Genomic DNA, 25,117 nt, shown 5'->3' with positions numbered 1-25,117 from the left:
CATGAAGGATTTTAAATCTATTATTTCTGATATCGATCAACGTAAGTTTGCACCCATTTATTTCTTAGTGGGAGAAAAGGAAACTTTTTTTGTGGACCTTATTGCTGAGAAAATTGAAGCCACAGTCCTTACTGAGGACGAAAAGGCCTTTAACCAAAGCATTCTTTACGGAAAAGATGTGACCATCAACGATGTTGTAGGCCAAGCCAAACAATACCCTATGATGGCCGATCATCGAGTTATTATTGTTAGAGAGGCTCAATCTCTGTTGAAAAATATCGACACTTTGTCGTCTTATGTAGAGCATCCACAGCAAAACACAATTTTGGTCTTTTGTGTGAAGTATAAAAAAATGGATGGGAGACAAAAGATTACCAAATTGCTTAAAAAGTCTGCGGTCTATTTTGAGACTAAACCCATGTATGACGATAAGGTCCCTCAATGGATTTCCGAAACACTTTCCACTTCTGGATATACTATTGCTCCTAAAGCTTCTGAAATGCTGGTTGAGTTTTTAGGAAATAATTTGTCTCATATTTATAAAGAACTCGAAAAGCTCCAGGATATACTCCCAAAAGGCGCAAAAATAACACCAGAGCTAATCGAAGAAAATATAGGAATAAGTAAAGATTTCAATAATTTTGAATTGACCAAGGCTATAGGTATAAAAGATGAAGTGAAAGCACAACGTATAGTGGCTTACTTTTCTCAAAGTCCTAAAAACCACCCAATCATATTAACGACAGCTCAACTTAATTCCTTTTTTAGTAAATTATTGAGATACCATGCCCTTAAAGATAAATCGCAATATGCCGCGAGTTCTGCTCTAGGCGTCAATCCTTATTTTGTAAAAGATTATAGTTTTGCGGCCCAAAAGTATTCTATGAAAAAGGCGAGTCAGGCGATAGCCTTAATACGGGAAGTCGATATGAAAAGTAAAGGAGTTAATTCCAACCAGATCCCACCTGGGGACCTGTTGAAGGAATTACTCGTTAAGTTGATGCGCTAAGACTTTGCTTTTAACGCGTCTATTTTTTTACCCACATCATCTGCTTCTTTTAATTTAGCATCCGATTTTTGGCGATTGCTCTTAGATAAATCGAAAGCCTCTTTTTGAAGCTTTTTATACTGATCTTGAAGTTTTTCTAAATCGGTTTTCTTTTTAAATAATCCAAACATAAAATTCTTTTTTTGAAATATAACATCCTTTGTTTAATCGTGAAGAGATCTTGATTAAGACTTAACTAAAGATTATGGGCTGATAAGTATTAAGTTTATTTAACCCATAATATTATAGCCACCATCGACATGTCTTATTTCGCCAGTAGTTCGCCCTTTCGGTCTTAGTAAATTTAAAACTTCAAAAGCAAGATCTTCAGGCAAAGCATTTCCCAGTGGGCTTTTGCGATGAGCAAATTCTACATCTTTTTCATTTAGGGTAGCATTTCCTGCTTTGCTTCCCATATAGGGTGAAAACCTTATGCAATTGACACGAGTGCCATTTTTTCTACCCATTTCATCGGCTAGTTCCACAGTGATGCGTTCTAAAGCAGCTTTAGCGATACTGATATTTCGATAGGGGTGGAAAGTCACTTTGGAAGCTGCGATATAACTTAACGAACAGATTGAAGCGTCGGCATTCAGTAAATTATTTTTAAACAAATGACTGGTTAGGCTTATTAACGAGTAGGCCGAGACTTCCATAGCATCACAAAACTCTTGAAAAGTGACATCTAGCAAAGGCTTGACGACTTTGTTTCTGATGGTTTTATCCATAGCGATGGCATGAAGGAACCCGTCGAGTTTAATGTTTTTTGATTTTAGTTTATCGCAAAACTCTTGGATGCTCGCTTCTAAGGAAACGTCCAAAATTTCCGTCATGGTGTCTTTTCCCAATTCTTGGTGGACACTATCTTGAAAATCTTTAAAAGTATGATCAAGAAAAGATTTAGCCTTGTCGGATAGGTTGTTGTGAAATTGACTTACGCCTAGTCCAGTGCAAATAACTTGTCCACCGTTTTCTTTTATCTTTTTAGCCACGTACATGGCTAAGGAATGTTCGTCTGCGATTCCTGTGATGAGATAGGTTTTACCTGTAAGCATTTTATTTTTTTTTTTAAATTACCATTTGTATAATGCAGTTCCCCAAGTCCAACCAGCTCCAACGGCTGCAAAAAGAAGTAAATCATCTTTTTTGAAGCGATTAGCCTTGTGCACTTCATCTAGAACTAGGGGAATAGTTGCTCCAGAGGTATTAGCATACCTATCCATGTTGGTCATGACTTTCTCGAAAGGCATATCGATTTTTTTAGCAATCGTTTTTAAAATACCAATACTAGGTTGGTGGGGGATCATAAAACTAACGTCGTCAATAGAGGTATTGGTTTTTTGAAGAAGCTCTTGGATAGATTCTGGAACTACCTTAGTTGCCGTATCGAAAACCTCTTTACCGTTCATATGAAAATAATGCATACCCTTTTCTAGTGTTTCTTTAGAGGCAGGAGTTTCTGAGCCACCACCAAGAACCGTAAAGTGTTCTTTTCCACGACCATCAGAATGTAAGTTGAAGTCGATAAACCCTTTATCTTCATCGGTTTTGCTTAATACTAAAGCACCAGCGCCATCTCCAAAAAATACGGAATCTCGACGATCCCAATCGATGATATTAGAAAAGGTATCTGCGCCTATAACTAGGACGTTGTTATAAACGTTATTTTTTACAAATTGATAGCCTACAGAAATAGTAAACAAAGCTCCAGAACATACCGCAGCAACATCAAAAGCAACTGCCTTATAGGCTTTCATTTTTTCCTGAACAAAACAAGCGCAAGACGGTGCTTGACGGTCTGGGGTGGTAGTGGCAACGATAATTAAATCGATATCCTTTACTTCAAGATTGGCATTTTTAACAGCCTCCAGCCCAGCTTTATAAGCTAGGTCGCTCGTGGCCTCACCATCTACAATTCGTCTTTCTTTTATTCCTAATTTTGAATAAATCCACTCATCTGAAGATCCGACCTTTTCAAAAAAGGAATTGGGAACTACTTTCTCAGGAACATAAGCCCCAGTTCCGCTTATAAATACGTTTGGCATATAATTGATTTTATTCTTAAACGATGAAATTAAGTTTTTTAATCACTTTTTAAAATAAAAACAAAAGAAGTCTTATTATTTTAACATTTATTAATCTGTAAGTCTTAGGATTCGAACAGGTCTGAAGATAGGTAGCGATCTCCTCTATCGCAAATGATGCTAACCACAACCCCAGTATCTAAACTTTCGCAGAGTTTAACAGCCGCAGCAGTTGCTCCTCCCGAACTCATTCCTGAGAAAATGCCTTCTTTTTCGGCAAGATACCTCGCCATTTTTTTGGCCTCCTCTTCACTGACTTCATAAATATGATCTACCCGATTAGGATCATAGATTTTTGGCAGGTATTCATCTGGCCATTTTCGAATTCCAGAAATCTTTGCGCCTTCAGCAGGGTGGACACCAATGAGTTGTATGTCTTTATTTTTTTCTTTTAGAAATCTTGAAGTCCCCATAATGGTTCCTGTGGTTCCCATGGAAGACACAAAGTGAGTTACTTTATGGTTGGTATCTTCCCAAACTTCTGGTCCTGTTGACTTGTAGTGAGCTTTCCAGTTATCTTCGTTAGCGAACTGGTTGAACATATAGTAATTACCAGTTTTCATCTTTTCTTCGGCATAATCTCTAGAATACATTATGCCTTTCTCACCATCTGTAAGGGTAACTTTCGCCCCATAAGCTTTCATGGTTTGCACACGTTCTATTGTTGCATTTTCGGGCATGACCAATTCTATATCCAACCCAAAAATACTAGCAACCATCGCCAATGCAATACCCGTATTTCCACTAGTGGGTTCAATAAGTTTCGTAGTCTTGTCGATATCTCCGCGTTCTAAAGCAGATTTTATCATGTTGTAGGCCGCTCTATCCTTCACACTCCCTCCAGGATTTTGTCCTTCGAGTTTAAGGTATAGTTTAACGTTTGGGTTTTTGACCAAGGTTTTGGCTTCCACTAGTGGGGTATTCCCAATTAACTCTAATATACTTCGACTCATGCTTTTTTATTTTCGTTGATTTTATCCATAGACTTATGAGTTACTCTAGAATTTTCGGCAACCGATTTGGTTAACCATACGTTACCGCCTATCGTAGACCCTTCACCTACAACGGTATCTCCTCCTAAAATGGTGGCATTGGCATATATGGTTACATCGCTTTTAATAGTTGGGTGTCTCTTTTTATTTTTCATCTCTTTACTTACCAATAAAGCCCCTAGGGTAACCCCTTGATAAACTTTTACGCGATCTTCAATCACACAGGTTTCACCAATCACTACTCCTGTGGCATGGTCTATAAAAAAAGGATTCCCAATTTTAGCTCCAGGATTGATATCGGTACCGGTTTGGGTATGGGCACATTCAGACATTAATCTAGGAACCAAGGGTAGCCCAAATTCCAATAGTGCATTACTTAACCTATAAATCGCTATGGCGTAAAATCCAGGGTAAGCCAAGTAGACTTCTTCAAGTGAATTGGCTGCTGGATCATTTTCCTTAATAAAGCAAGCATCTTTATTCAACTTTTTTAGAATAGCCGGGAGCTTACTCATAAAGTCGGTCCAGATTTCCCGGCACGGGTCTTCTTCCTTGAAGCAAACTAAATCTGCTAAGGTTTTAAATTGCTCCTCCAATTCGTCCATACCTGAAGCAACATCAGTATTTTTATCGAATAAGGTCAGAAACAATTGTTTTGTGAATTCTCCAGTTTTACTTTTTATCATGTAGATATTACAGACCTTAGCTTTCTCAGCTTTTATCTCTTCAATAATATCCTGTTTTAATACTAATGGCATAGCGATGTTATATTTCCACAAAATTAGACTTTTATGTATGCCTTTATGTTTTAAAAATGTGAAATTAATAGAGAACCTCCCAAGGCTTAATCCTTCAAATTTAATTTTACTTTATAAGTCCTTGATCTATTAAAATGATTTAAATCCTGACCTTTGCCAAAAAAATAAATGCCTAAAGTATTAATCATAGGTGCAGGCTTAAGTGGTTTATCGACTGCTTATGCCTTGAGAAATTCCAACTTTGACGTCGAAATTCTTGAGGCCAGACCAAGACTTGGCGGTCGTATTTTTACTCTTGAAAAAGAAAATAGCCAACTAGAAATGGGAGCAACCTGGTTTGGTCCCCAGCATACAAGTTTAATTCAATTGATAAAAGAATTGAACATTCCTTTTAAAACGCAAGATAATGGTGCCGAAGCAGTTTATGATTTTAGGCCAAAGGGAAATATAGAACGTTTTCAAATCCCCTCCCAAGGTACAGCCACCTATAAGTTTAATCATGGAACCTCTCATCTTATAGAGACTTTGGCAGAAGCTTCAGGAGCTAAAATTCATTTTGATGAAGTTGTTGATTCAATTTCTGTAGATGAGTCTATAAAAGTTTCCACTAGCACTAGTGTTTTTGAGGCAGATTACCTCGTGTTAAGTATTCCCACTCAGGTGATTTCAGATAGCATAGAGTTTAAGCCTAAACTTTCAGAGACTTTCAACCAGCTTCTACAAAATACTCATACCTGGATGTCAGACTCCATTAAATTCAGCATGGCTTATGAAGATGCTTTTTGGAAAAGTCAACAGTTTATTGGCACTTTAATGAGCCCCCATCAAATTATCCAAGAAATGTACGATCACAGCACTATCGAAGGGGATCAAAACGCTTTGGTTGGCTTTTTAAATTCTAACTATTCCAATTTAAATTCGGAAGAAAGAAAAGAAAAGGTGACTCGTCTATTAGAAAGCTATTTTCCAGAAAAGGAAAGGCGACTAAAAGCTTATGCAGATGTAAACTGGCGTAATGAACCTTATACTATACCGAAAAATGCGAAAAGCTTAGTGCCACATCAAAATAATGGAAACCCTCAACTCAGAGACTCTTTATTTGATAATCGATTGTTTTTTTCAGCTTCAGAAACCGCACAACAAACCTCAGGATATATGGATGGAGCTGTGCATCGAGGAACAGAAGTCGCAGATTCTCTGCTGAACCTATCGGTTTGAAAGTTTTGAATTGATTTCCGAGATTTTTTCTAAAAGAAATAAATAATCTTCTCGACGAGCGACGAAATCTAAGTCCGAAATATCAATGATTTTTACATCGATCTTATTTTGAGAGTTGAAGAAATTCAAATAGCCTTCATGGATACGTCTCAAATAATCTGGAGTTATATTTTGCTCATAATCTCTCCCTCTCTTTTGAATATTTTTAAGCAATCGCTCGGTATTTTGATAGAGATATACGTATACATCGGGTTTCGGGACATCGCTATACATAATTGTAAAGATTTTCTTGTAGAGTGCGTATTCGTCCTCTTGTAAGGTAACCTTTGAGAAAATAAGTGATTTATTGGGGTTGTAATCTGAAATGGCGAAATCTGAAAATAAATCCAACTGAGATATATCATCCATCAGTTGTTGATGGCGATCTGCTAAAAATGACATTTCCAAAGGAAAAGCAAATCGAGCCTGATCCTCATAGAACTTTGGTAAAAAGGGATTGTCTTTAAAACGTTCCAAAATCAATTTTCCATTGAAGTCTTCAGCAATCATTTCTGCTAAGCTCGTCTTTCCTGAACCAATGTTTCCTTCTATGGTTAGATAGCTAACTTGCCTGAATTTAGATATTTTGGTATCTAATTGACCTGTTATCAATTCTACAGAAGTAGTATCTGATGTAGATTTAACCAAATCTGTGATGTTTCGACCTAATTTGGGATGTATTATCTCGGGGGCAATATCCGCCAAAGGATAAAGTACAAATTTTCGTTCAGCTAGTCTGGGATGTGGAATTATTAAGCTTTCTGTTTCGATAGTTGTGTCGTCATAAAAAATAATGTCTAAGTCTATAGTTCTAGCTTGGTAACCTTTATCTTTTATGCGTATTCTGCCAAGTTCTACTTCTATGTTGAGTAATTCTTCTAAAGTATCTTCTGCAGAATATCTGGTTTCAACTTCTATAACAGCATTCAAAAAATCATCTCCCTCAAAACCTAGGGCTGGTGTTTTGTAGACTTTAGAAACTTTTGTGACGTCGCCGATGCGATCATATATACGATCTATCGCTTTGCGGAGCCAATGTAGTTTATCGCCTCGGTTGCTTCCTAAAGCAATATATGTGGTGGTTTTAAGATTCAATTTTTAAGAAAATTTTAATACTTATTAATTAACAATCTACTGCTTGTTTTGTGCTTTAGCATCTATTTGCAGCTTAAATTTGTCGCAAAGGTAAATATCAAATCCAATATATTTGACAGCATTACAAAAACTTTCAGCAGGACGCATTTATCTTATTCTTGCGGCTCTTTTCATTACATCTTTAGTGGTTTCCAATCTTATCTTCCAGAAGTTTTTTTACTGGGATTTTTTCGGAATTTATAGATTTGAAATATCGGTAGGAGTACTTCCTTATCCTATTACTTTCCTTATTACGGATACTATAAGTGAGATTTATGGAAAAAAGAAAGCCAATCAAGTGGTGACCCTAGGAATTTTCGCTTCGGTGTTTTCTCTATTGATTATTCTACTAGCTAATGCCGTTCCCTCAGTGCCTTGGTCACCAATTGGAGATGAAGTGTTTAGTAATGTTTTTGGCGCTACCGCTATAGCTGTAGGTGCATCTATGATGGCTTATTTGCTTGCTCAATATGTTGATATTTATGTCTATCACTTTTGGAAAAAGGTGACTAAAGGAAAGCATCTGTGGTTGAGAAATAATTTTTCCACCTTCTGTTCTCAATTTGTAGATACCTTCGCCGTGATTTTTCTTTTAAGTGTTTTTGGTGAATTGGATTGGTCCTTATTCGGTGGACTGCTCCTCAGTGGTTTCTTGTTCAAAGCGCTTATTGCTTTGCTAGATACTCCACTCTTATATCTGTCTGTCTATCTTTTTAGAAAGAAATTCAATCTAAAACAAGGTGAGGAATTACCTGATTCTGAAAGTCTTTGAAAGATTAAACACTTCTAAATTTTAATTCTTTTTTTAGGATATCTTAGAATGCAATGTTTAATTTTAGCTTCAAATTCATATAATGAAAAAAGCATTCAAAATTATAGGCATTGTAATTCTAATCCTGGTTATTGGTTTATTTCTGACTCCCATTTTATTCAAAGGAAGTCTTGAAAAAATGGTAAAGAAAGCAGCCAATGATAATGTTAATGCTCAAGTGGAATGGTCATCTCTCAATTTGAGTCTCTTTAGAAATTTTCCTAATGCCAGTCTAAGCTTCGAAGATTTGAGTCTTATTAATCAAGCTCCTTTTGAAGGAGATACTTTAGTGTATGCCAAGGATTTCAATATATCAATGGGCGTTATGCAACTTTTTAAAGACGAAGGCTTAAGCATAGATGAAATCTATCTGAATGAAGCTTTTATCAATGTAAAAGTAGATTCCTTGGGGAATGCCAATTACGATATCGCCAAATCGACCGATGCTAAACAAGAAACCACAGCTACTAAAACGGAGAGTAAACCCTTTCAATTGAATCTAAGTCACTACGAAATCAATTCATCTCGAATAAATTATCTAGACGAAAGTGGTAATATATTTTTGAGACTAAATGAGTTTAGCCATAGCGGTGATGGTAATTTTGAAGCTTCAGTTTTTACGTTAAAAACACAGACAGATTCCAAAGTTTCTTTTGATTTTGACGGAACCAACTATTTGAATAATAATTCTCTAGTTCTGGATGCCGACTTGAATATTGATTTGGAAAACATGAAATTTTCATTTTTAGAAAATGAAGCTATTGTGAATCAATTACCGCTCAAATTTGAAGGCTACGTCCAAACCTTCGATGATTATAATGATATCGACATACAATTCTCTACGCCATCCTCAGATTTCAAAAATTTTCTAGCACTAATTCCTGAAACCTATGCTTCAAATCTTGATGGAGTCACAACTACTGGTGATTTCCAATTGAATGGGATTATTAAGGGTAAAGTAGATGAAACGTATATCCCTACTTTGGATATCTCTGCTTCTAGTGATAATGCCTCTTTCCAATATCCAGATTTAGCTAAAAAAGTTGAGGATATTTCTTTGGACATCAGAATTCAAAACGAAACAGGACTTGTTGAAGATACCTTTATCAATTTCAACACTGTTGACTTCAGAATAGATCAAGACCGGTTTGCAGGAAGTGGATCGGTTAAAAACCTCACCACAAATATGTTGGTAGATCTCAAAATGAAAGGGAGATTGAATCTAGCAAATCTTAAAAAAGCCTATCCTGTAGATATCGAGCAAGATCTAAGTGGGATTTTAGATGCGGATCTAACGACTAATTTTGATATGAACTCCATAGAACGAGAAGCTTACGAAAATGTAAAGGCACAGGGTTCTATGAAGCTATCTAAGTTTGATTATGAGTCTCCAGACTTAGCTGAAGTGATTCATGTTGAGGTCGCCACCGTCAACTTTACAACGAATGATATCCAATTGAATAGTTTTGAAATGACAGCAGGCTCTACAGACCTTCAGATGAAAGGAGATTTGAGTAATCTTATGGGATTTGCATTTTCAGATAAACCCCTTCAAGGAACTTTTAATGCGACTTCTACCAACTTTAATATTGCTGATTTTATGGTAGACAGTGAAGTTGGTGATAAGACATCAGATTCTGAAAATTCGGCTACCGAAACAGCCAGTACTGGATCTGAAGGCAGAGTAGAAGCTATAAAAATTCCAGATTTTTTGGATATTGTCTTAAACTTCAATGCTAAAACTGTCATTTATGACAACTTAACTTTAAAAAATGCTAAAGGGAGTCTAGCCTTAAAAAACGAAAGTGCCATCCTTAAGAATGTAAATGCCGATATTTTTGGAGGAAGCATAAATCTTGATGGGAAAGTGACGACTTCAGGCGTTCCTAATTTCGATATGAAATTGGGCTTAAACACCATCAAAATTATAGAAGCTTTTCAGCAAATGGAATTGATTAAAGGTTTAGCACCTATTGCACAAGCCCTAAATGGGGTAGCGAGTACAACAATTAATCTAAATGGAAATCTCACAAAAGATTTGATGCCCATTTATACTTCATTAGCAGGAAGTGCTCTCGCGAATATCTTAAGTGCAGAGGTAGAAGAAGGTAAGATGCCTTTAATCTCTAAGTTGAACAGTCAGTTTGAGGTGTTAAACTTCGATAAACTGAAAGTAAAGGATCTAGTCGCTAAACTAAATTTCAAAAATGGAGCAATTAATGCAGATGATTTTGATTTCAACTTAGACGATGTAAAGGTCGATGTTTCAGGAAGTCACTCGTTTGATAACACGATGAATTACAATCTTAGTTTCAATGTTCCTGCAAAATATTTTGGAAAGGAAGTAGGAGGTCAGCTTGCTCAATTGAGCAATACAGATCTTAGCCAATTGAATGTTGATGTTCCAGTTGGATTAACGGGAACTTTTTCCAATCCAAAGATCCAGTTAAATATGCAAAATGCTATTAAAGATCTAACCTCTAAGATTGTGGATGCTCAAAAAGAAAAAGCAACTAACGCCATTAAAGATAAAATTGGCGATGAAATTAATAATTTGTTAGGTGGCGATGAAAATCAAAAGGACTCCACAAAAACCCAACAAGAGGATGTAAAGGATGTAGTGAAAGATATCTTGGGCGGTATTCTTAAAAAGAAAAAAGATAATTAAAAATGAAACTTATTGAATTATCAGTGAACTACTTAGCTTTTATAAGTGCTTAATTTTGAAGTGAATTTGATAAAAAATAAAACGCAATTTCTAATCATCTTTTTAATGTTCAACTCTATTTGTTCTATGAAGGCTAATCAGTATCATACCTATCCAGACTCTATTAAAAAAGAAATAGAGCTTGCTCTAGACTATTTTCCTCAATTGGAAAATGTAACTATTACTTTTAAATTTAAGTCGGATATTAAAAAATCCACGATGCAAGCTCAGCCTGATTTTAAAAGTCTGCTTACCCCAATGAAAAAGCGTAAATACTATATATTTATTAGTGAAAAGTTTAAAATATCTGGTAAAGAATTTAAGACAGTCAATATACCTTCAGAGATCATTACGGGATGGATTGGCCATGAATTGGGTCATATTTTGGACTATCAAGAAAGAGGGACGTTCAATCTAGTTTGGTTTGGAATAAAATACTTGTATCTGGAGAATCATATCATAGATGCTGAGCGATCGGCAGATACTTTTGCAGTCAATCAAGGGATGGAAGATTATATTTTGAAAACCAAAAATTTCATCTTAAATCATGCAGATATTGATCCAGATTATAAAAAGAGGATAAAGCAATACTATTTATCCCCAGAAGAAATTATGCAAATAGTTCAAGATCGCTAATTGGAATTAGTGGTTTTTTACAAAATTCTCCCATTCAGAGAATTTTTCTTCATTCATGACACGTTCCATTTTTACTTGTCCACCTTTCTTTTTGTTTCTTGCACTCCAGTCATGAAAAATAGTGGGATCAATGAGATGAACTTTAACGCCGTTAAGGGCTTTAGTTCTTGCAACTTCATAATTCTTATTGGCAGATTTTAAACTATCATCAAGTGCTTTAGCTATAGTTGACGTATCAAGATCTTTATGGTTAGCCCCTAAATACCAAAAGTGATAAAATTCTCCATCCTCTGCACGCTTGGCGCAGATAGTATACTCTAAAATATCGATGTCGAATTGGTCCTCCAATTCTCTCATGGCGGTGTCCATTTTGTTGACCGATAGTTGAGATCCTACGGTGTTTAAAAAGAATTTGGTTCGCCCTGTAATCTGTATTTCTGCTTTCTTAACATCCGTAAATTGAATAGTATCTCCAATGGTGTATCTCCAAGTTCCACTCACTGTACTGATGATAAGAACATAATCTTGTTCGAGCTCTACATCCTCAAGACTTATACATGGTGAATCTGGTTTTAAGGATCCATCTGGTCTGATGTACTCTGGGTGAAAGGGAACGAACTCAAAAAAGATTCCATTATCTGTGAGTAGCTGCATTGAGTTAGTCTCAGGTCGAGTTTGTAAAGCTATAAAGCCTTCTGAAGCTAAATAGGTATCAATAACATGAACAGGTTCTCCAGTTAAGCGTTTAAAACTCTTTTGATAAGGTCCAAAAGCAACCCCTCCAGAGGTATATACCTTTAAGTTTGGCCATATATCGTGAATATTTTCGACTTGATGATACTCTATCACCTTCTCCATCATTAACTCCATCCAAGAGGGAATGCCGCTTAATGCACCGATATCCCAAGATTTAGCATTCTCTGCAATTTTCTGAACTCGGTCATCCCAGTCATCAATTTTGGAAATATCTTCACCAGGCTTATAAAATCCACGAAACCAAAAAGGAATTCTGCTAGCGCTTATTCCACTTATTTCGCCTTCAATATGATCATTATTCAGATCTAAGTTCGTTGAACTTCCAAGCATCATGATTTCTTTTTCAAAAAAATCAGCGGGTAAGTCAAAGTTTTCAATGGCTAGTATTTGTTTTATCCCTGCATTTCTTATGGCTTCAATCATATCTTCAGTGACGGGAATACGCTTGCTTGTTTTTCCCGTAGTGCCAGAACTCAAGGCAAAATAATCGGGATGTCCAGGCCAAGTAATATCCTTTTCCCCTTTATGAAGCTTATACCACCATTCGTTGTGGATTTTATCATAATCAAAATAGGGGATGGTTGCCTTGAAATTTTCATAGGGATCTTTAGAAGCGAGTAGCTCTTCAAATTCATAGTGTTTCCCAAACTCTGTAGACTTCGCTTTTTCTAATAAAAACTCAAGTATTTCTTTCTGATTCTGAACGTGATCCGCTTCCGAAGAAATAGAATTTCTCAAATTGATCACTCCTTTAATGATATTTCCTAAAATGGCCATGAATAATGTATTGTTTGTGTGACTAATCTAAAACTTTACTAAGCTGTTTATCTGAATTGTATTTTAAAAAAACTTAAGTCTACTTTTAAAAGCTATCGTTCAATATGTCTAGGATTTGAATGGCAGCATCACTAATTCGACTTCCAGGTCCAAAAACAGCTACGGCTCCAGCATCAAATAAAAACTTGTAATCTGCAGAAGGTATCACTCCACCAACGATCACCATAATATCCTCACGTCCCAATTTCTTTAATTCTTCAATGACTTCAGGAACCAAGGTTTTATGACCTGCGGCTAGGGAAGATACTCCTAAGATATGAACGTCATTTTCCACTGCTTGTCTTGCTGCTTCTTGAGGAGTTTGGAATAATGGACCAATATCAACATCGAAGCCTACATCAGCATAGCCAGTAGCGACCACTTTTGCCCCTCTATCGTGACCATCTTGTCCCATTTTTGCAATCATAATTCTAGGTCGGCGACCTTCCTTTTCTGCAAACTCATCAGCCAAAGCTTTGGCCTTGTGAAAGGATTTATCTGTTTTCATTTCTTTGCTATAAACACCACTAAAGGATTGTATTTTGGCTTTATGTCTTCCATAAACTACTTCCAAAGCATCACTTATCTCTCCTAAGGTAGCTCTTTCTTTTGCTGCGGTAACGGCGGCTTCTAAAAGATTTCCATTTTCCTCTTTTGCAATACGAGTCAACTCTTCTAGACATTTTTTGACTTTATCGTTATCCCGTGAAGCTTTAATTTTTACTAATTTTTCTAACTGCTGTTTTCTCACCGTCTGGTTATCCACCTCAAGAGTCACAATAGGATCTTCTTGCTTTAGGCGATACGCATTTATTCCAATAATTTTATCGGTACCACTATCAATTCTAGCTTGTTTTTTTGCAGCAGCTTGCTCTATTCTCAACTTGGGTATACCTTCTTCTATAGCCTTGGTCATCCCGCCGAGCTCTTCTACTTCTTCTATAAGTTTCCAAGCCCGTTGAGCCACATCATGCGTTAGTTTTTCGACATAATAGCTCCCTGCCCATGGATCTACCGTGTTGGTAATTCCTGTTTCTTCTTGAAGGTATATTTGAGTATTTCTAGCGATTCTAGCAGAAAAGTCTGTAGGTAAGGCAATAGCTTCATCCAATGCATTGGTATGCAAACTTTGTGTTCCCCCAAAGGCAGCAGCAGTAGCTTCAATGCATGTTCTAGCAACATTATTGAAAGGATCTTGCTCCGTTAACGTCCATCCGCTGGTTTGTGAGTGAGTTCTCAAGGCCAACGATTTTGGATTTTTAGGGTTAAAACGCTTTACCAATTTAGCCCAGAGCATTCTCGCCGCTCGCATTTTTGCAATTTCCATAAAATGGTTCATCCCAACTCCCCAAAAAAAAGAAAGTCGGGGTGCAAAGGTGTCGATATCCATCCCTGCATCTAAGCCTTTTTTGATATATTCCACCCCATCTGCTAAGGTGTAAGCTAGCTCGATATCTGCCGTAGCTCCTGCTTCTTGCATGTGATAGCCAGAAATGCTAATGCTGTTGAATTTGGGCATATTCTTGGAGGTGAACTCAAATATGTCAGAAATAATTTTCATAGAAGGAGTGGGAGGGTAGATGTAGGTGTTTCTTACCATAAACTCCTTTAGAATGTCATTTTGTATGGTACCAGAGAGTTGTTCTTGTTTGACACCCGTTTCTTCAGCTGCTGCAATATAAAAGGCCATCACAGGTAAAACCGCTCCGTTCATCGTCATTGACACAGACATCTTATCTAAAGGTATTTGGTCGAATAAGACTTTCATATCTTCTATGGTATCTATTGCTACACCCGCTTTGCCAACATCACCAACTACTCGCTCGTGATCGCTATCATAACCTCTGTGTGTGGGCAAATCGAAAGCTACAGACAGTCCTTTTTGTCCTGCTGCCAAATTCCTTCTATAAAAAGCATTGCTTTCTTCTGCGGTTGAAAATCCCGCATATTGACGGATAGTCCAAGGTCTGCGAACATACATCGTAGAGTAAGGTCCACGCAAATAAGGAGGAATCCCTGCCACAAAATTTAGATGTTCTACTTTATCAAGGTCTTTTTCTGTATACGTAGACTTCAAGTTGATTTGCTCTGCAGTTTCAAATTTAGATTCCTTTTTCGATATAGGATCTTTTGCAGAGGATAAGCTCATTTGCTGTATATCTTTACGTTCCATACTACTTATTTTCTTTTGAAGGTTGAACGTTTTTTTTCTCGTCGTCTAATCTTTCTTTCTCTATAGATTCCGATAGGCGTTTTTCTAAAATTGGCTCAATAAGTGTTTTCCGCTGATGGTATTTCAAAAATGGAAACAATTCTAAATCCTGAGCCATCTTATTTTCTGGGTTCTGATATTTATTTAATCCCACTAAAGTAAAATCACCAGATATGAGCTTTTCTTCTTCCTTAGTTGCACTTTCTTTAATTTTCTTCTGAATTTTGCCTTCAAAAAGTTGTTGAATAAAACCTTTTCCTGCTTCAATGATTTTGAAAATGGCTAGGGCTTTTTCTGCTAATTCTTTGGTTAAACTCTCAATATAATAAGTTCCATCAACTGGGTTGGACACCTTATCGAAGTAACTTTCCTTTTTCAAAATCAATAATTGGTTTCTGGAAATACGTTCTCCAAACTCATTGCGTTTGTGAAATATCTCGTCATAAGCCAAGTTGTTGACCCAATCGGCACCACCCAAAATGGCACTCATGCATTCTGTGGTAGAGCGAAGCATGTTCATATTGTAGTCGTATAGTGTTTGATTGCGTTTTGTTGGCTCGGCGATAATATGAAGCTCTATGCTTATATCTAATTCCTGAGCAAGACTCTCTACCAATAAGCGTAAAGCTTTCAATTTGGCAATTTCAAAAAAGTAATTGGAGCCTTGAGAAACAATGACATTTACTGCTATAGGTTCTGTTTTTTGACTTGAATTCTGTAGCAAATTCAAATACTCATTGAGGTGAGCCAACGTATACGCCAGCTGTTGGATAATAAGTCCACCAGCGTTTTGATACACTCTCGCATCTATGTGAATAGCATTAGAGAAACTCTTTAATTCCAACGTTTTTATCAGGACTTCAAAATCTTGTTTTTGATTTTTAAACCAATTTCCAGAGGAGGCCAATTGACCTATCGGATCATAACCGACCAAAACGGTCTGACCTTGATCTTGAAGTAAAGTATCTACAGACTGAAAGAAATCAAAATCAGAAAATAAAAATTCTACATAAAGAGGTATGTTATAATCTTTTAAGGCTTTAAAAAACTTCAGTTTTTTTTCATCGGCTTCAGGAATAATAATCCAAAGGCTTTCTGCGCCTCGATCTATCACATCCTTAGCATTTTCAATAGTAATCTCTATATTTTCTAAGTAGAGTTTTTCGGTCACCAACCAATCTTGAGCTGGGTTTATAACATAGGAATCTTCATGATCGTCTGCGTGGTAAAATGGCTTAACATCTATACCTTCTCCTGTTTTTTCGATGAGTGTTTCGTTATAATCTGCACCCTTAAGGTCAACTTGTATTTTTTGTTTCCAGGCTTTAGCCGAAACAGGATCAAAGTCATCAAATAATTTTTTACTCATTGCTTTTAGTTTTTAGGCTATCCTCGTATTCTATAATATAAATTTCTTCGTTAGGGCGTTTCATAAAATAAGTTTCCCGGGCAAAACGCTCAATTTCAATACTGTCGTCCAGTTTTTTTAAAATCTTTTTGTCCTGTTTTATTTCTTGAATATAATAATCTCTATTATCTTCAATCTCTTCAATTTCTGTATTGAGTTCACTATGAATTAACCATGAGTTGCTATCCAGAAATAGCATCCATACCATAAAAACGGTGAGCACCAACACATATTTGTTGCTCATAAATTTAAACCAAGGTTTCCGCTTAAGGTCTTTATACTTCATAGGCTAAATTTACTAAAATTACAGGAGTCTTTCTTTGATAATTGTTTGAACGATATCAATGGCTACCGTATTGAAGCGATTGTTTGGAATAATAATATCGGCATATTCTTTAGTTGGTTCGATAAATTGTTGATGCATTGGCTTTAAGGTCGTTTTATAACGATTCAAAACTTCATCTAAATCTCTACCTCGATCTTTAATATCCCTTTTAAGACGGCGCATTAGGCGTTCGTCGCTATCGGCATGTACAAAAATCTTAATGTCGAACATCTCCCTCACATCGGGATGGGTAAAGATGAGAATTCCTTCTACAATCATCACTTTCCTTGGTTTTGTAATAAGCGTCTCCTCCGTTCTGTTATGTTCTGTAAAAGAATAAACGGGCTGGTGAATAGAAGCGCCTGTCTTTAAAACTTTGAGGTGTTCTACCAAAAGATCAAAATCTATAGATTTGGGATGATCGAAGTTATTTCTCTTTCTCTCTTCCATGGATAGATGAGACAAGTCTTTGTAGTAGGAGTCTTGATAAATCACATCCACTTCATCGTGTTGTAACTCGTTGATGATTTGATTTACCACTGTGGTTTTTCCGCTTCCTGTCCCTCCGGCAATGCCAATTATGAGCATAATGAAATTTTAAATTTTTATTTAGTGTTGCGCTTTCAGCCAGTTTTTCAAACTCTGAAAGTTTTGAGGATTAATTCCGTGCCCTACAGGATATTCCTCATAAACCGTATCTATATTCAGCTTCTCCAATAATGGCTTGTTTTGTCTAGCCCACTCAACAGGAATCACCTGGTCTACACTTCCGTGAGAATTATAAACCTTCAAATGACTAAAATCTTTTGATTCATAGCCAGCTTCAATCATATTGGTGTCTACATAGCCGGATAGGCCTATAACATTTTTAATAACTTCTGGATAGGAAAGCGCTAGGGCAAAGCTCAAAATAGTACCTTGACTAAACCCTAAAAGGCTAACCTTGTTTTTATCGATAGGATAAGCTTCAATCGCTTCTTCCAAAAATGTTTTGACCAGCTCTCTAGATAGAATAGCTTGTTCGATATCGCTAAATTTTCCTTTTTGAGCATCAAAATTAATGGCATACCACGCGTTTCCCGAAGGTTGCATGGCATGAGGAGCCTTTAAAGATATAACGATGTATTCCTCTGGCAATTCGTTCGCAAAGGAAAACAAATCCTTCTCATCACTGCCATAACCGTGCAGCATTAGTATAAGGGGGGCATTTTCCGGTAAGCTAGAGGGTCTTACCAAATGCGTAAGAGATAAATCTTTTGTAGTCATTTAAGTTAGTTTTTTAAAAATACGTTGACATAAATTTCCAATAAGTGGGACCTTGTTTTCTTTTCCAGAAACTGCTCCTACAAAACCATAAATCCACAAAATAAAATAGGAAAGATAAAATGCAGAACCAACTATTATGTTCGATAAATCACTAAAACTATCGTAGAGTCCATTGACGACCACACCAAATAAGATGATCAAAAAATTGATACCCAAAGCTTGTCGTATGTGGAAACTGGCAAATTCTTGCTTATTCTCGTCGGAGTTAAGGAATAAAGCCAGTATACTTCCAAAAATGGTAAAGTAGGCAACTATGGCTGCGGTTTTTCCGCTTCTTTCAGGTTTATTTTTCATAAATAGAGTCGTTATAGATACTTCCGTAGACCTTACCCTTAAGGGTTTCTCCTAAGAACATGCTATTTTTTGATTTAGAATAAATATGTTGTAGGTTAAAAATGTATTCTGAATGGGGTTCGAATAAGCTTAAATCTGCACGTGCTCCAACTTCAATTTTTGATGTAGATAATTTAAACGTCCTTTTAGTTTTAGACAGCAATTCAGCAGCTTTTTCTACCCCAAATAATTTATTTAAGACTGAAAATGAGGATTCCAAACCAATACTCCCGTAACTAGCATTTTCGAATTCTAGGTCTTTATGTTCCACATCCATGGGTTCGTGGTCGCAAGTTACCATATCTATAATGCCATCTTTTACAGCCTGTAATAAGGCTTCTTGATCTTTTAGGGTTCTTAAAGGAGGTAAAACTTTATATTTACTATCAAAACCCTCAAGTTTTTCACTGCTGAAGTAAAGGTGAGCAATAGCTACGCTACAGGAGACGTTCGATCCTTTTGCTTTGGCAATTTCAATCAGTTTTACAGCACCTTGTGTTGAAACATTTGGGATATGGAGTCTACCTCCTGTATAGTCCAAAATATAAAGATCCCTAGCAATCTGCAATTCTTCAGCTAGATTGGGCATTCCTTTTAAACCTATATAAGTGGTGAACTCATCTTCATTCACTTGGGCATTGGCAGCTATAGATTTGTCTTGTGGATATGAAAAAATTAAACCATCAAAACTCTTTACGTATTGAAGAGCAATTTTGAATAAATTGGAATCTGCTACTGGCAATTTGAAATCATAAAAGCCTACAGCACCTCCCATTTGCATGTCGTATAACTCGGCTAGATGCTTTCCATCGAAACCTTTAGTTAATGCTCCTAAGGGTATTATATCTATAAGTTGAGTGTCGATTTGCTGTTGTAAAAATTTTACTGCAGAATGACTATCTGTAATAGGATTCAATTTTGGATTGAGTAAAAAGCTTGTAAATCCAGAATGTCTAGCTGTTTTAACTCCATTGGCCAAGGTTTCACGTTCTTCAAAGCCAGGCTCTCCAAAACTGACAGAGCTATCAAAAAAACCGTTGGATACATGCAAGTTGGGTAGATCAACACACCTACCTTCGTAATCTATTTTATCTTCAATTTGAGTGATAGTCCCCTCTTCAATAAGGATGTCTTTTGTTTGAAGATGAAATGGACTTTCAGAATCAATTATTTTTGCAGACTTAAGGAGAAAGGAAGACATAGGCATCAATTTAAAAATCTTAAGATTAATAGTTCTAAAAGAAAAAATCCAAGGGCAAAAATAAGCATCCATTTCCAAAGCTCAAGGATTTTCCTTGCTTCTGTGTAAGAATTAAACGCCTCTTGGATGGTATTGAATTTGACAAGGTTTTGAGTTCCAAAATCAAGGGGTTGTAAATTACTTTCCTCTCTATTATAATTGAAGCTTAAGTTAAGAAGCGTGGAGTCTTTCTGTTTCAATTCATAATGACCAGCGATTTCAGGTTGGTATTGGGTATTGATTTGTACAGTATTTCCAAGCTTAGTTTGTTTTGGAATTACCTGTTGTTCTGAACTGACTAACTGTAAAATCTCATCTTGACTCAGAGTCGTTTTTACGGTAACAGTTTCAGCATCGCCAACGGTAGAATAGAGGAGAGGGTTGGATTTACTTTGTAAAGCAATATTGTAAAACACAGGAACTACCAACGGAGAGTTTATAAAATTGGAAAATCTTGTATCCAGAGATGAAGCAAAAACATAAAGACGATCTCGTTCCGCAAGAAAAGAGGAACCATTGCTATATTTTAAAATAGGGGATAAAGAAGGATTGATTTCTAGGCTTTTAAATGTTGAAGGATAATCGAAATTTTGAATATTTTCTGAAAAGACACTAGCAAATAAAGGATGGTTATAACTGATAGTTGTAATATCACGCTTATTGGAATTTGAATTGACATAGATCGCCTGTCTCATCACAAAATTTGAATAAGTAGTTTTTGAAGCATTTTCACTAGGGATGATAACTAAAGTTCCCCCGTTTCTATAAAATTCCTCCAGATTAGTTTTAAGAATAGGGCTGAAATTTTCAATCTCATTTAAAATAATAAGATCTGTATTTGAGATTTTTGAATAGTCAAAATTAGTAATAGTGCTGACATTCAAGTCAAACCGATCCGACTTATAAATCGAGGAGAGAAAAGAACTTTTTTCTTTTTCTTTAGAACTAAGTGCGATAATTTGAATAGGATCATTTTGATTTAAGCTAAAAAACAAGGTATTATCATAAGACATTCCGTCGGTCTCAAGCACTAGCCGCCCTTTTTTAAAATCTGTATCGCCCAATTCAAAACTTACATTGGAAGTAAGTTTATCCTTAAAAGTAGCTCTTGCTTTGGCAATTAAGTTAAGTCCGTCGTACAGCGACACCGTAATGTCTTTATCTGTGCTTAGACTGGATTTGACTTCGACACGTAGTATAGAGTTAGAATTTCCTTCTTCTAACTTAGCCGAGGAGATATAAAAATTTTCGAGACTCTTAGGTTCTTTAAGTATAAAATTGAGGTCTATAGTTTCGGTGGTTTTAAGATTTGGAGTGTCTTCAAAATTAAGCGCATCGGTGATGATAAATAAACTTTTACTGGTCTCCTGGCTTTTATACATAGACTCTGCCTTAAGCAGAATGGCTTGAAACTCTAAGCTTCCGGGAGCATATTCAATGTTGAAAAAATCATTTTTTATGTCTCTTTTGGTGATGTGCTTCCAACTGTTGGTGTTCGTAAATAATGAGAATTGCTGTTGTTCGCCGAGTTGGTTCCATAAATTTTGCTTGATCTCTTCCAATAAACTGACTTGATTTCCAGGCAACTCCATGGAAAATGAGTTATCCACATAAATAGCGACCTCAGTGTCTTTTAAAGCAGATTCTGTGTTGGGTATATAGGGTTTTGAAAAGGCTAAAATTAAAAAAACCAGACCCATAAGTCTGGTCATTAAGACTAACCATTTCTTGATGGTTGAACTTTTCCTAGATTGTAACTTAATTTTTTCTAGGAGAGCAACATTGCTAAATTTGGTAGTTTTGTATTTTCTTAATTGAAATAAATGAATTAAAATTGGTATGATAAGTAAAAAGAGAAAGTAGAGGACATCTGGCTTTTCAAAAATCATTGGGTATTTTAATTATGGATACGTTCAATAGTAAATTCAAAAGTAGTTCCCTCACCTTCGGTAGATTCTACAGAAATCTTTCCACCTAGATTGTGTATCATTTTTTTAACGGTTGACAAACCAATGCCGTTTCCTTTATTTCCTTTTCTATCGTTATCTGCAACTGTTGAAAACAAATTGAAGATTTCTTTTTGTTTGTCTTTAGGAATACCGATGCCATTGTCTTTTACAAAAAATCTATAGGCGTCTGTTTCCTTTTTGAAATCGATATCAATTTCAATTCTAGGTTTATCATTGTACTTCAGGCTATTGCCAATCAAATTTAGCAGAATTTGCTCTAATGCAACCCTGTTGGTATAAACATCGATGCTTTCTTCTGGAAAACTAAGATCACAATCATCTCCAATATCTAGCATTTCCACAATATCTTCTATGAGGGAGTGAACATCAAATTCTTTTAATGATTCTTCATTATTGGTAATAGAATCACTTTCATAATGGGTTAAGATATTTGAGATATAGTCACTCAGCTGAAAAGAAGACTTCTTGAGGTTGTTAAGATACTCTAGGCCTGTATTGTCTAGAATATCTTTGTATTTTGCCTTGAGCACGTCTATAGTTACAATCATGCTGGCAAGTGGCATTTTCATATCGTGAGATACAACTCCTGCAAAGTTCTTGAGCTGATTATTTTTTTCTTTAAGTTGTTTCTGAGTTTCTTTTAAGCCATCGTTGATAGATTGAAGCTCGAACAACTTGGTCACTTGGTTAGCCAAAAACATGAGAGCTTCTTTTTGTCTAGCAGATAAGGTTCTTGGTTGGTGATCTACCACACATAACGTCCCCAGAGCAAACCCATTCTTGTCTTTTAACGGCACACCTGCATAGAAAATAACCTTTTTATCTCCATAAACCATCGGATTTTCTTTGAATCTAAGATCATCCCTAGCGTCAAAAATTTCCATGATTTCTTCATCAGATTGTATGGCTATATTACAGAAGGAATACTTTCTATCGGTCTCACAATAATCTGCTCCTACTTTAGATTTAAACCACTGTCTATCTTTATCTATTAAGGAAATCATAGCAATAGGGGTATCGCATATAGAAGCTACCAACTTAGTGATTTGGTCGTATTCTTGCTCCGGTAGAGTGTCTAAGATATTTAAAGACCTTAGAGCATGTAGCCGTTGAGATTCTGTTTTTGGATTGGTCTTCATTAAGAATGTTATATACAAATATTCAAAATAATCTGCAATATACAAAAAATAGATTTTGTTAACTGGATTTAAAAACTTTCAAAAGCACCAAGTCCAAAGAGCGCAAAATCATATTTTACGGGATCTTTAGGATCTAATATTCTTAAGTTTTGGTCAAGTTCAAGAACTGCTTTGGCATCGTTTTGAGTTCTTTTTAAAAGCCCTAATTCTCTTGCTATTCTACCAGAATGAACATCTAAAGGACAAGAGAGGTCTGAAGGTAAAATACTCTTCCAAATACCAAAGTCTACCCCAGTTTTATCCTGCCTCACCATCCATCGCAAATACATATTAATGCGTTTCGCAGCTGAATTTTTAAGAGGATCACTCACGTGCTTTTCAGTTCGTGGCTGATGCTCCAACTCAAAGAAAATACGTTTAAACTTATGAATAGAGGTCTGTAAAGTTCCTTCTTGTTTAGAAAAAACGCCCTCCAAACCACCATAATTGTTATAGATGTGTTTTAAAGCTGTCATAAAATACTTTAGGTCATTGGCGTTAAAGGTTCTGTGCACAAAGCCCAGACAAGCATCGAGATCCTTTGGAGAATGATTCATAATAAAATCATAGGGTGCAAACTCCAGTATTTGGCACAATTGCTCTCCATTTTTTAAAATGCTTTTGCGATTTCCCCACGCTATGGTAGCAATAAGAAAGCCTACAATTTCTATATCTTCCTTTTTTTGAAACTTGTGGGGAATGGAAATAGGATCTGTTGCAATAAACTTAAACTGATTGTATAACTCTACTTTCTCGTCTAAAAAAGGCTTAAGCTGAAGTAATTTTGATTTAGACAAATTGGCCATCTTTCATTTCTAGCTTCCGATCGGCCATATTGGCCAATTCTTTGTTGTGTGTTACAATTACAAAAGTTTGATCGAACTCATCTCTTAGTCTAAAAAACAAATGATGCAATTTTTCTGCAGAGGCCGTGTCTAAATTTCCAGAAGGTTCATCTGCAAAAATAACGGAAGGCTTGTTAATAAGTGCTCTTGCTACAGCTACTCTTTGTTGCTCACCTCCGCTCAACTCATTAGGCTTGTGTGAAGCTCTATGCTTTAGCTCTAAGAAGCCAAGGAGTTCCTTAGCTCGTTTTTCTGCTTCTGCTTTAGGGGTTTTGTGGATGAATGCAGGAATGCAAATGTTCTCAAGAGCTGTAAATTCTGGTAACAACTGATGGAATTGAAAGATAAAACCGATATTATCGTTTCGGAATCGGGCTAAACTCTTTTTATTGAGATCATTTATGTTTTTACCGTTAATTTCAATAGAAGAATCCGGTGATTTATCTGGATTTTCTAAAGTACCAAGAATTTGTAACAAAGTAGTTTTACCCACACCTGAAGGTCCAACTATAGATATGATCTCTTTTTTCTGAATGTGTAAATTGATATCGTTTAGGACTTTCAGCTCCCCGTAATGTTTGCTGATATGTTTGGCCTTTATCATGGAATTTATTTGAAATTCAAAAGTCAGAATAAAATCTGAATTAAAAAAGATTTCGTTAGCTACTAATTTTTCCTTAAATGAAAATATGTTGTTTAATATTGATGTAGTTTTGTTCAACAAAATTAAATTTATGTCAGATCAAAATTTACAAAAAGCCACTTTTGCGAATGGGTGCTTCTGGTGTACAGAAGCCGTTTTTCAAAGATTGGAAGGAGTGAAAGATGTAAAATCTGGATTCACTGGAGGTGTTATCAAAAATCCACCCTATCGCGAAGTCGTTATGGGAAGAACAGGTCATGCAGAAGCCATCCAAATTACTTACGATCCAAAAGTTGTTGATTATAAAACTTTGCTGTATGTCTTTTTCTCCACTCACGATCCAACAACGCTAAACAGGCAAGGCTACGATGTAGGTGAGCAGTATAGAAGCGAGATTTTTTTCCATTCTGAAGCACAAAGAGAAGATGCAAAGTTTATTATATCTGAATTAGATTCAGAAGAAATTTTCAAGGATAAGATTGTGACCAAAATTTCTAAGGCATCCGAATTTTATTCGGCTGAAGAAGAACATCAGAATTTCTATAACAACTATACAGAAAACCGATACTGCCAGCTTATCATCGAACCTAAATTGGCCACGTTGAGAAACAAATTCAGTCATCAACTTAAATCCTAAT

General features: G+C 36.1%; 24 protein-coding genes. 6 read left to right on the top strand and 18 right to left on the bottom strand.

What is annotated here, in order from left to right; all coding sequences use genetic code 11:
* The first annotated feature begins 1 nt into the window (after position 1).
* Positions 2 to 1,009, top strand: coding sequence for a DNA polymerase III subunit delta (gene holA / locus PGOND44_RS07060; protein WP_003438980.1), 1,008 nt, complete (start codon positions 2 to 4; stop codon positions 1,007 to 1,009).
* Here the strand turns inward: holA and PGOND44_RS15545 are convergent.
* The 5 genes from PGOND44_RS15545 to PGOND44_RS07035 all read right to left on the bottom strand — a co-directional run bounded on the left by PGOND44_RS15545 (position 1,006) and on the right by PGOND44_RS07035 (position 4,882).
* Entirely contained in the window at positions 1,006 to 1,179 is a 174-nt protein-coding gene (locus PGOND44_RS15545) for a Lacal_2735 family protein (RefSeq protein WP_003438978.1), read from the bottom strand. The genes holA and PGOND44_RS15545 overlap by 4 nt on opposite strands.
* Positions 1,180 to 1,278: 99 nt before the next feature.
* Positions 1,279 to 2,103, bottom strand: coding sequence for an SDR family oxidoreductase (locus PGOND44_RS07050; protein ID WP_003438968.1), 825 nt, complete (start codon positions 2,101 to 2,103; stop codon positions 1,279 to 1,281).
* Between the two features lie 18 nt (positions 2,104 to 2,121).
* Positions 2,122 to 3,093, bottom strand: a complete 972-nt coding sequence (locus tag PGOND44_RS07045; RefSeq protein ID WP_003438966.1) for a beta-ketoacyl-ACP synthase III — start codon at positions 3,091 to 3,093, stop codon at positions 2,122 to 2,124.
* 104 nt (positions 3,094 to 3,197) lie between these two features.
* Complete coding sequence (gene cysM / locus PGOND44_RS07040) at positions 3,198 to 4,085, bottom strand: cysteine synthase CysM (protein WP_003438964.1); 888 nt, start codon at positions 4,083 to 4,085, stop codon at positions 3,198 to 3,200.
* On the bottom strand, positions 4,082 to 4,882 hold the full coding sequence (locus PGOND44_RS07035; RefSeq protein ID WP_003438962.1) for a serine O-acetyltransferase: 801 nt from the start codon (positions 4,880 to 4,882) through the stop codon (positions 4,082 to 4,084). Before PGOND44_RS07035 ends, cysM begins: the two co-directional genes overlap by 4 nt.
* A 168-nt stretch (positions 4,883 to 5,050) precedes the next feature.
* Between PGOND44_RS07035 and PGOND44_RS07030 the strand changes: the two genes are divergently transcribed.
* Entirely contained in the window at positions 5,051 to 6,100 is a 1,050-nt protein-coding gene (locus PGOND44_RS07030) for a flavin monoamine oxidase family protein (RefSeq protein WP_003438960.1), read from the top strand.
* Here the strand turns inward: PGOND44_RS07030 and folK are convergent.
* The gene (folK, locus tag PGOND44_RS07025) at positions 6,089 to 7,234 is read right to left on the bottom strand and encodes a 2-amino-4-hydroxy-6-hydroxymethyldihydropteridine diphosphokinase (RefSeq protein WP_003438957.1); all 1,146 of its coding nucleotides are present in this window, start codon (positions 7,232 to 7,234) and stop codon (positions 6,089 to 6,091) included. The two genes, PGOND44_RS07030 and folK, sit on opposite strands and share 12 nt — an antisense overlap.
* Positions 7,235 to 7,346: 112 nt before the next feature.
* On the opposite strand from folK, the gene PGOND44_RS07020 reads away from it, so the two are divergent.
* The 3 genes from PGOND44_RS07020 (at position 7,347) to PGOND44_RS07010 (ending at position 11,427) form a co-directional block, all read left to right on the top strand.
* Positions 7,347 to 8,045: a queuosine precursor transporter gene (locus tag PGOND44_RS07020; RefSeq protein WP_003438956.1), complete on the top strand. Its 699-nt coding sequence runs from the start codon at positions 7,347 to 7,349 to the stop codon at positions 8,043 to 8,045.
* A gap of 82 nt (positions 8,046 to 8,127) precedes the next feature.
* Complete coding sequence (locus tag PGOND44_RS07015; RefSeq protein ID WP_003438953.1) at positions 8,128 to 10,752, top strand: AsmA-like C-terminal region-containing protein; 2,625 nt, start codon at positions 8,128 to 8,130, stop codon at positions 10,750 to 10,752.
* A gap of 105 nt (positions 10,753 to 10,857) precedes the next feature.
* Positions 10,858 to 11,427, top strand: a complete 570-nt coding sequence (locus PGOND44_RS07010) for a hypothetical protein (RefSeq protein WP_003438951.1) — start codon at positions 10,858 to 10,860, stop codon at positions 11,425 to 11,427.
* A 6-nt stretch (positions 11,428 to 11,433) separates the two neighbouring features.
* On the opposite strand, the gene PGOND44_RS07005 is transcribed toward PGOND44_RS07010, so the two are convergent.
* The 12 genes from PGOND44_RS07005 to PGOND44_RS06950 all read right to left on the bottom strand — a co-directional run bounded on the left by PGOND44_RS07005 (position 11,434) and on the right by PGOND44_RS06950 (position 24,440).
* Complete coding sequence (locus PGOND44_RS07005) at positions 11,434 to 12,960, bottom strand: GH3 family domain-containing protein (RefSeq protein WP_003438948.1); 1,527 nt, start codon at positions 12,958 to 12,960, stop codon at positions 11,434 to 11,436.
* Positions 12,961 to 13,045: 85 nt separating this feature from the next.
* Positions 13,046 to 15,172, bottom strand: a complete 2,127-nt coding sequence (gene scpA / locus PGOND44_RS07000; RefSeq protein WP_003438940.1) for a methylmalonyl-CoA mutase — start codon at positions 15,170 to 15,172, stop codon at positions 13,046 to 13,048.
* 1 nt (position 15,173) lies between these two features.
* Positions 15,174 to 16,580: a methylmalonyl-CoA mutase subunit beta gene (locus PGOND44_RS06995; protein ID WP_003438937.1), complete on the bottom strand. Its 1,407-nt coding sequence runs from the start codon at positions 16,578 to 16,580 to the stop codon at positions 15,174 to 15,176.
* Positions 16,573 to 16,905: an FtsB family cell division protein gene (locus tag PGOND44_RS06990; protein ID WP_003438935.1), complete on the bottom strand. Its 333-nt coding sequence runs from the start codon at positions 16,903 to 16,905 to the stop codon at positions 16,573 to 16,575. The genes PGOND44_RS06995 and PGOND44_RS06990 overlap by 8 nt, the downstream gene beginning before the upstream one ends.
* An 18-nt stretch (positions 16,906 to 16,923) precedes the next feature.
* Positions 16,924 to 17,532 (bottom strand): uridine kinase, encoded by a 609-nt coding sequence (gene udk / locus PGOND44_RS06985; protein ID WP_003438933.1) that lies wholly within the window; start codon positions 17,530 to 17,532, stop codon positions 16,924 to 16,926.
* 21 nt (positions 17,533 to 17,553) lie between these two features.
* A complete protein-coding gene (locus tag PGOND44_RS06980) occupies positions 17,554 to 18,210 on the bottom strand; it encodes an alpha/beta hydrolase (protein WP_003438930.1) in 657 nt (218 codons plus the stop codon).
* Positions 18,211 to 18,564: a DUF4870 domain-containing protein gene (locus PGOND44_RS06975; RefSeq protein ID WP_003438927.1), complete on the bottom strand. Its 354-nt coding sequence runs from the start codon at positions 18,562 to 18,564 to the stop codon at positions 18,211 to 18,213. It lies immediately after the preceding gene.
* A complete protein-coding gene (locus PGOND44_RS06970) occupies positions 18,554 to 19,804 on the bottom strand; it encodes a dihydroorotase (RefSeq protein ID WP_155943810.1) in 1,251 nt (416 codons plus the stop codon). The genes PGOND44_RS06975 and PGOND44_RS06970 overlap by 11 nt, the downstream gene beginning before the upstream one ends.
* A 5-nt stretch (positions 19,805 to 19,809) precedes the next feature.
* Positions 19,810 to 21,732 carry a BatA domain-containing protein gene (locus tag PGOND44_RS06965; RefSeq protein ID WP_003438923.1) on the bottom strand — a complete coding sequence of 641 codons (1,923 nt, stop codon included), beginning with the start codon at positions 21,730 to 21,732 and terminating at the stop codon, positions 19,810 to 19,812.
* Positions 21,733 to 21,740: 8 nt separating this feature from the next.
* On the bottom strand, positions 21,741 to 22,952 hold the full coding sequence (locus tag PGOND44_RS06960) for a sensor histidine kinase (RefSeq protein ID WP_003438918.1): 1,212 nt from the start codon (positions 22,950 to 22,952) through the stop codon (positions 21,741 to 21,743).
* 68 nt (positions 22,953 to 23,020) lie between these two features.
* Positions 23,021 to 23,797 carry a TIGR02757 family protein gene (locus PGOND44_RS06955; RefSeq protein ID WP_003438915.1) on the bottom strand — a complete coding sequence of 259 codons (777 nt, stop codon included), beginning with the start codon at positions 23,795 to 23,797 and terminating at the stop codon, positions 23,021 to 23,023.
* Positions 23,781 to 24,440, bottom strand: coding sequence for an ABC transporter ATP-binding protein (locus PGOND44_RS06950; protein WP_003438912.1), 660 nt, complete (start codon positions 24,438 to 24,440; stop codon positions 23,781 to 23,783). The genes PGOND44_RS06955 and PGOND44_RS06950 overlap by 17 nt, the downstream gene beginning before the upstream one ends.
* A 130-nt stretch (positions 24,441 to 24,570) precedes the next feature.
* Between PGOND44_RS06950 and msrA the strand changes: the two genes are divergently transcribed.
* Positions 24,571 to 25,116 (top strand): peptide-methionine (S)-S-oxide reductase MsrA, encoded by a 546-nt coding sequence (gene msrA, locus PGOND44_RS06945; RefSeq protein ID WP_003438910.1) that lies wholly within the window; start codon positions 24,571 to 24,573, stop codon positions 25,114 to 25,116.
* Position 25,117: the final 1 nt, after the last annotated feature.

Source organism: Psychroflexus gondwanensis ACAM 44, assembly GCF_000355905.1.
GTDB lineage: Bacteria > Bacteroidota > Bacteroidia > Flavobacteriales > Flavobacteriaceae > Psychroflexus > Psychroflexus gondwanensis.
Note: the sequence above shows the minus strand (reverse complement) of the source record. Positions and strands in the feature narration are given on the sequence as shown.

What these genes read in the sequence shown, in the direction of transcription:
- holA (WP_003438980.1), top strand. Translation starts at nt 2, where the DNA reads ATGAAGGATTTTAAATCTATTATTTCTGATATCGATCAACGTAAGTTT.
- udk (WP_003438933.1), bottom strand. Translation starts at nt 17,532, where the DNA reads ATGCTCATAATTGGCATTGCCGGAGGGACAGGAAGCGGAAAAACCACA.
- PGOND44_RS07050 (WP_003438968.1), bottom strand. Translation starts at nt 2,103, where the DNA reads ATGCTTACAGGTAAAACCTATCTCATCACAGGAATCGCAGACGAACAT.
- PGOND44_RS07035 (WP_003438962.1), bottom strand. Translation starts at nt 4,882, where the DNA reads ATGCCATTAGTATTAAAACAGGATATTATTGAAGAGATAAAAGCTGAG.
- msrA (WP_003438910.1), top strand. Translation starts at nt 24,571, where the DNA reads ATGTCAGATCAAAATTTACAAAAAGCCACTTTTGCGAATGGGTGCTTC.
- PGOND44_RS06975 (WP_003438927.1), bottom strand. Translation starts at nt 18,564, where the DNA reads ATGAAAAATAAACCTGAAAGAAGCGGAAAAACCGCAGCCATAGTTGCC.
- PGOND44_RS06955 (WP_003438915.1), bottom strand. Translation starts at nt 23,797, where the DNA reads ATGGCCAATTTGTCTAAATCAAAATTACTTCAGCTTAAGCCTTTTTTA.
- PGOND44_RS06995 (WP_003438937.1), bottom strand. Translation starts at nt 16,580, where the DNA reads ATGAGTAAAAAATTATTTGATGACTTTGATCCTGTTTCGGCTAAAGCC.
- PGOND44_RS15545 (WP_003438978.1), bottom strand. Translation starts at nt 1,179, where the DNA reads ATGTTTGGATTATTTAAAAAGAAAACCGATTTAGAAAAACTTCAAGAT.
- PGOND44_RS07015 (WP_003438953.1), top strand. Translation starts at nt 8,128, where the DNA reads ATGAAAAAAGCATTCAAAATTATAGGCATTGTAATTCTAATCCTGGTT.
- cysM (WP_003438964.1), bottom strand. Translation starts at nt 4,085, where the DNA reads ATGAGTCGAAGTATATTAGAGTTAATTGGGAATACCCCACTAGTGGAA.
- PGOND44_RS06950 (WP_003438912.1), bottom strand. Translation starts at nt 24,440, where the DNA reads ATGATAAAGGCCAAACATATCAGCAAACATTACGGGGAGCTGAAAGTC.
- scpA (WP_003438940.1), bottom strand. Translation starts at nt 15,172, where the DNA reads ATGGAACGTAAAGATATACAGCAAATGAGCTTATCCTCTGCAAAAGAT.
- PGOND44_RS06990 (WP_003438935.1), bottom strand. Translation starts at nt 16,905, where the DNA reads ATGAAGTATAAAGACCTTAAGCGGAAACCTTGGTTTAAATTTATGAGC.
- PGOND44_RS07030 (WP_003438960.1), top strand. Translation starts at nt 5,051, where the DNA reads ATGCCTAAAGTATTAATCATAGGTGCAGGCTTAAGTGGTTTATCGACT.
- PGOND44_RS06960 (WP_003438918.1), bottom strand. Translation starts at nt 22,952, where the DNA reads ATGAAGACCAATCCAAAAACAGAATCTCAACGGCTACATGCTCTAAGG.
- PGOND44_RS06980 (WP_003438930.1), bottom strand. Translation starts at nt 18,210, where the DNA reads ATGACTACAAAAGATTTATCTCTTACGCATTTGGTAAGACCCTCTAGC.
- PGOND44_RS06965 (WP_003438923.1), bottom strand. Translation starts at nt 21,732, where the DNA reads ATGATTTTTGAAAAGCCAGATGTCCTCTACTTTCTCTTTTTACTTATC.
- PGOND44_RS07005 (WP_003438948.1), bottom strand. Translation starts at nt 12,960, where the DNA reads ATGGCCATTTTAGGAAATATCATTAAAGGAGTGATCAATTTGAGAAAT.
- PGOND44_RS07045 (WP_003438966.1), bottom strand. Translation starts at nt 3,093, where the DNA reads ATGCCAAACGTATTTATAAGCGGAACTGGGGCTTATGTTCCTGAGAAA.
- PGOND44_RS06970 (WP_155943810.1), bottom strand. Translation starts at nt 19,804, where the DNA reads ATGTCTTCCTTTCTCCTTAAGTCTGCAAAAATAATTGATTCTGAAAGT.
- PGOND44_RS07010 (WP_003438951.1), top strand. Translation starts at nt 10,858, where the DNA reads ATGTTCAACTCTATTTGTTCTATGAAGGCTAATCAGTATCATACCTAT.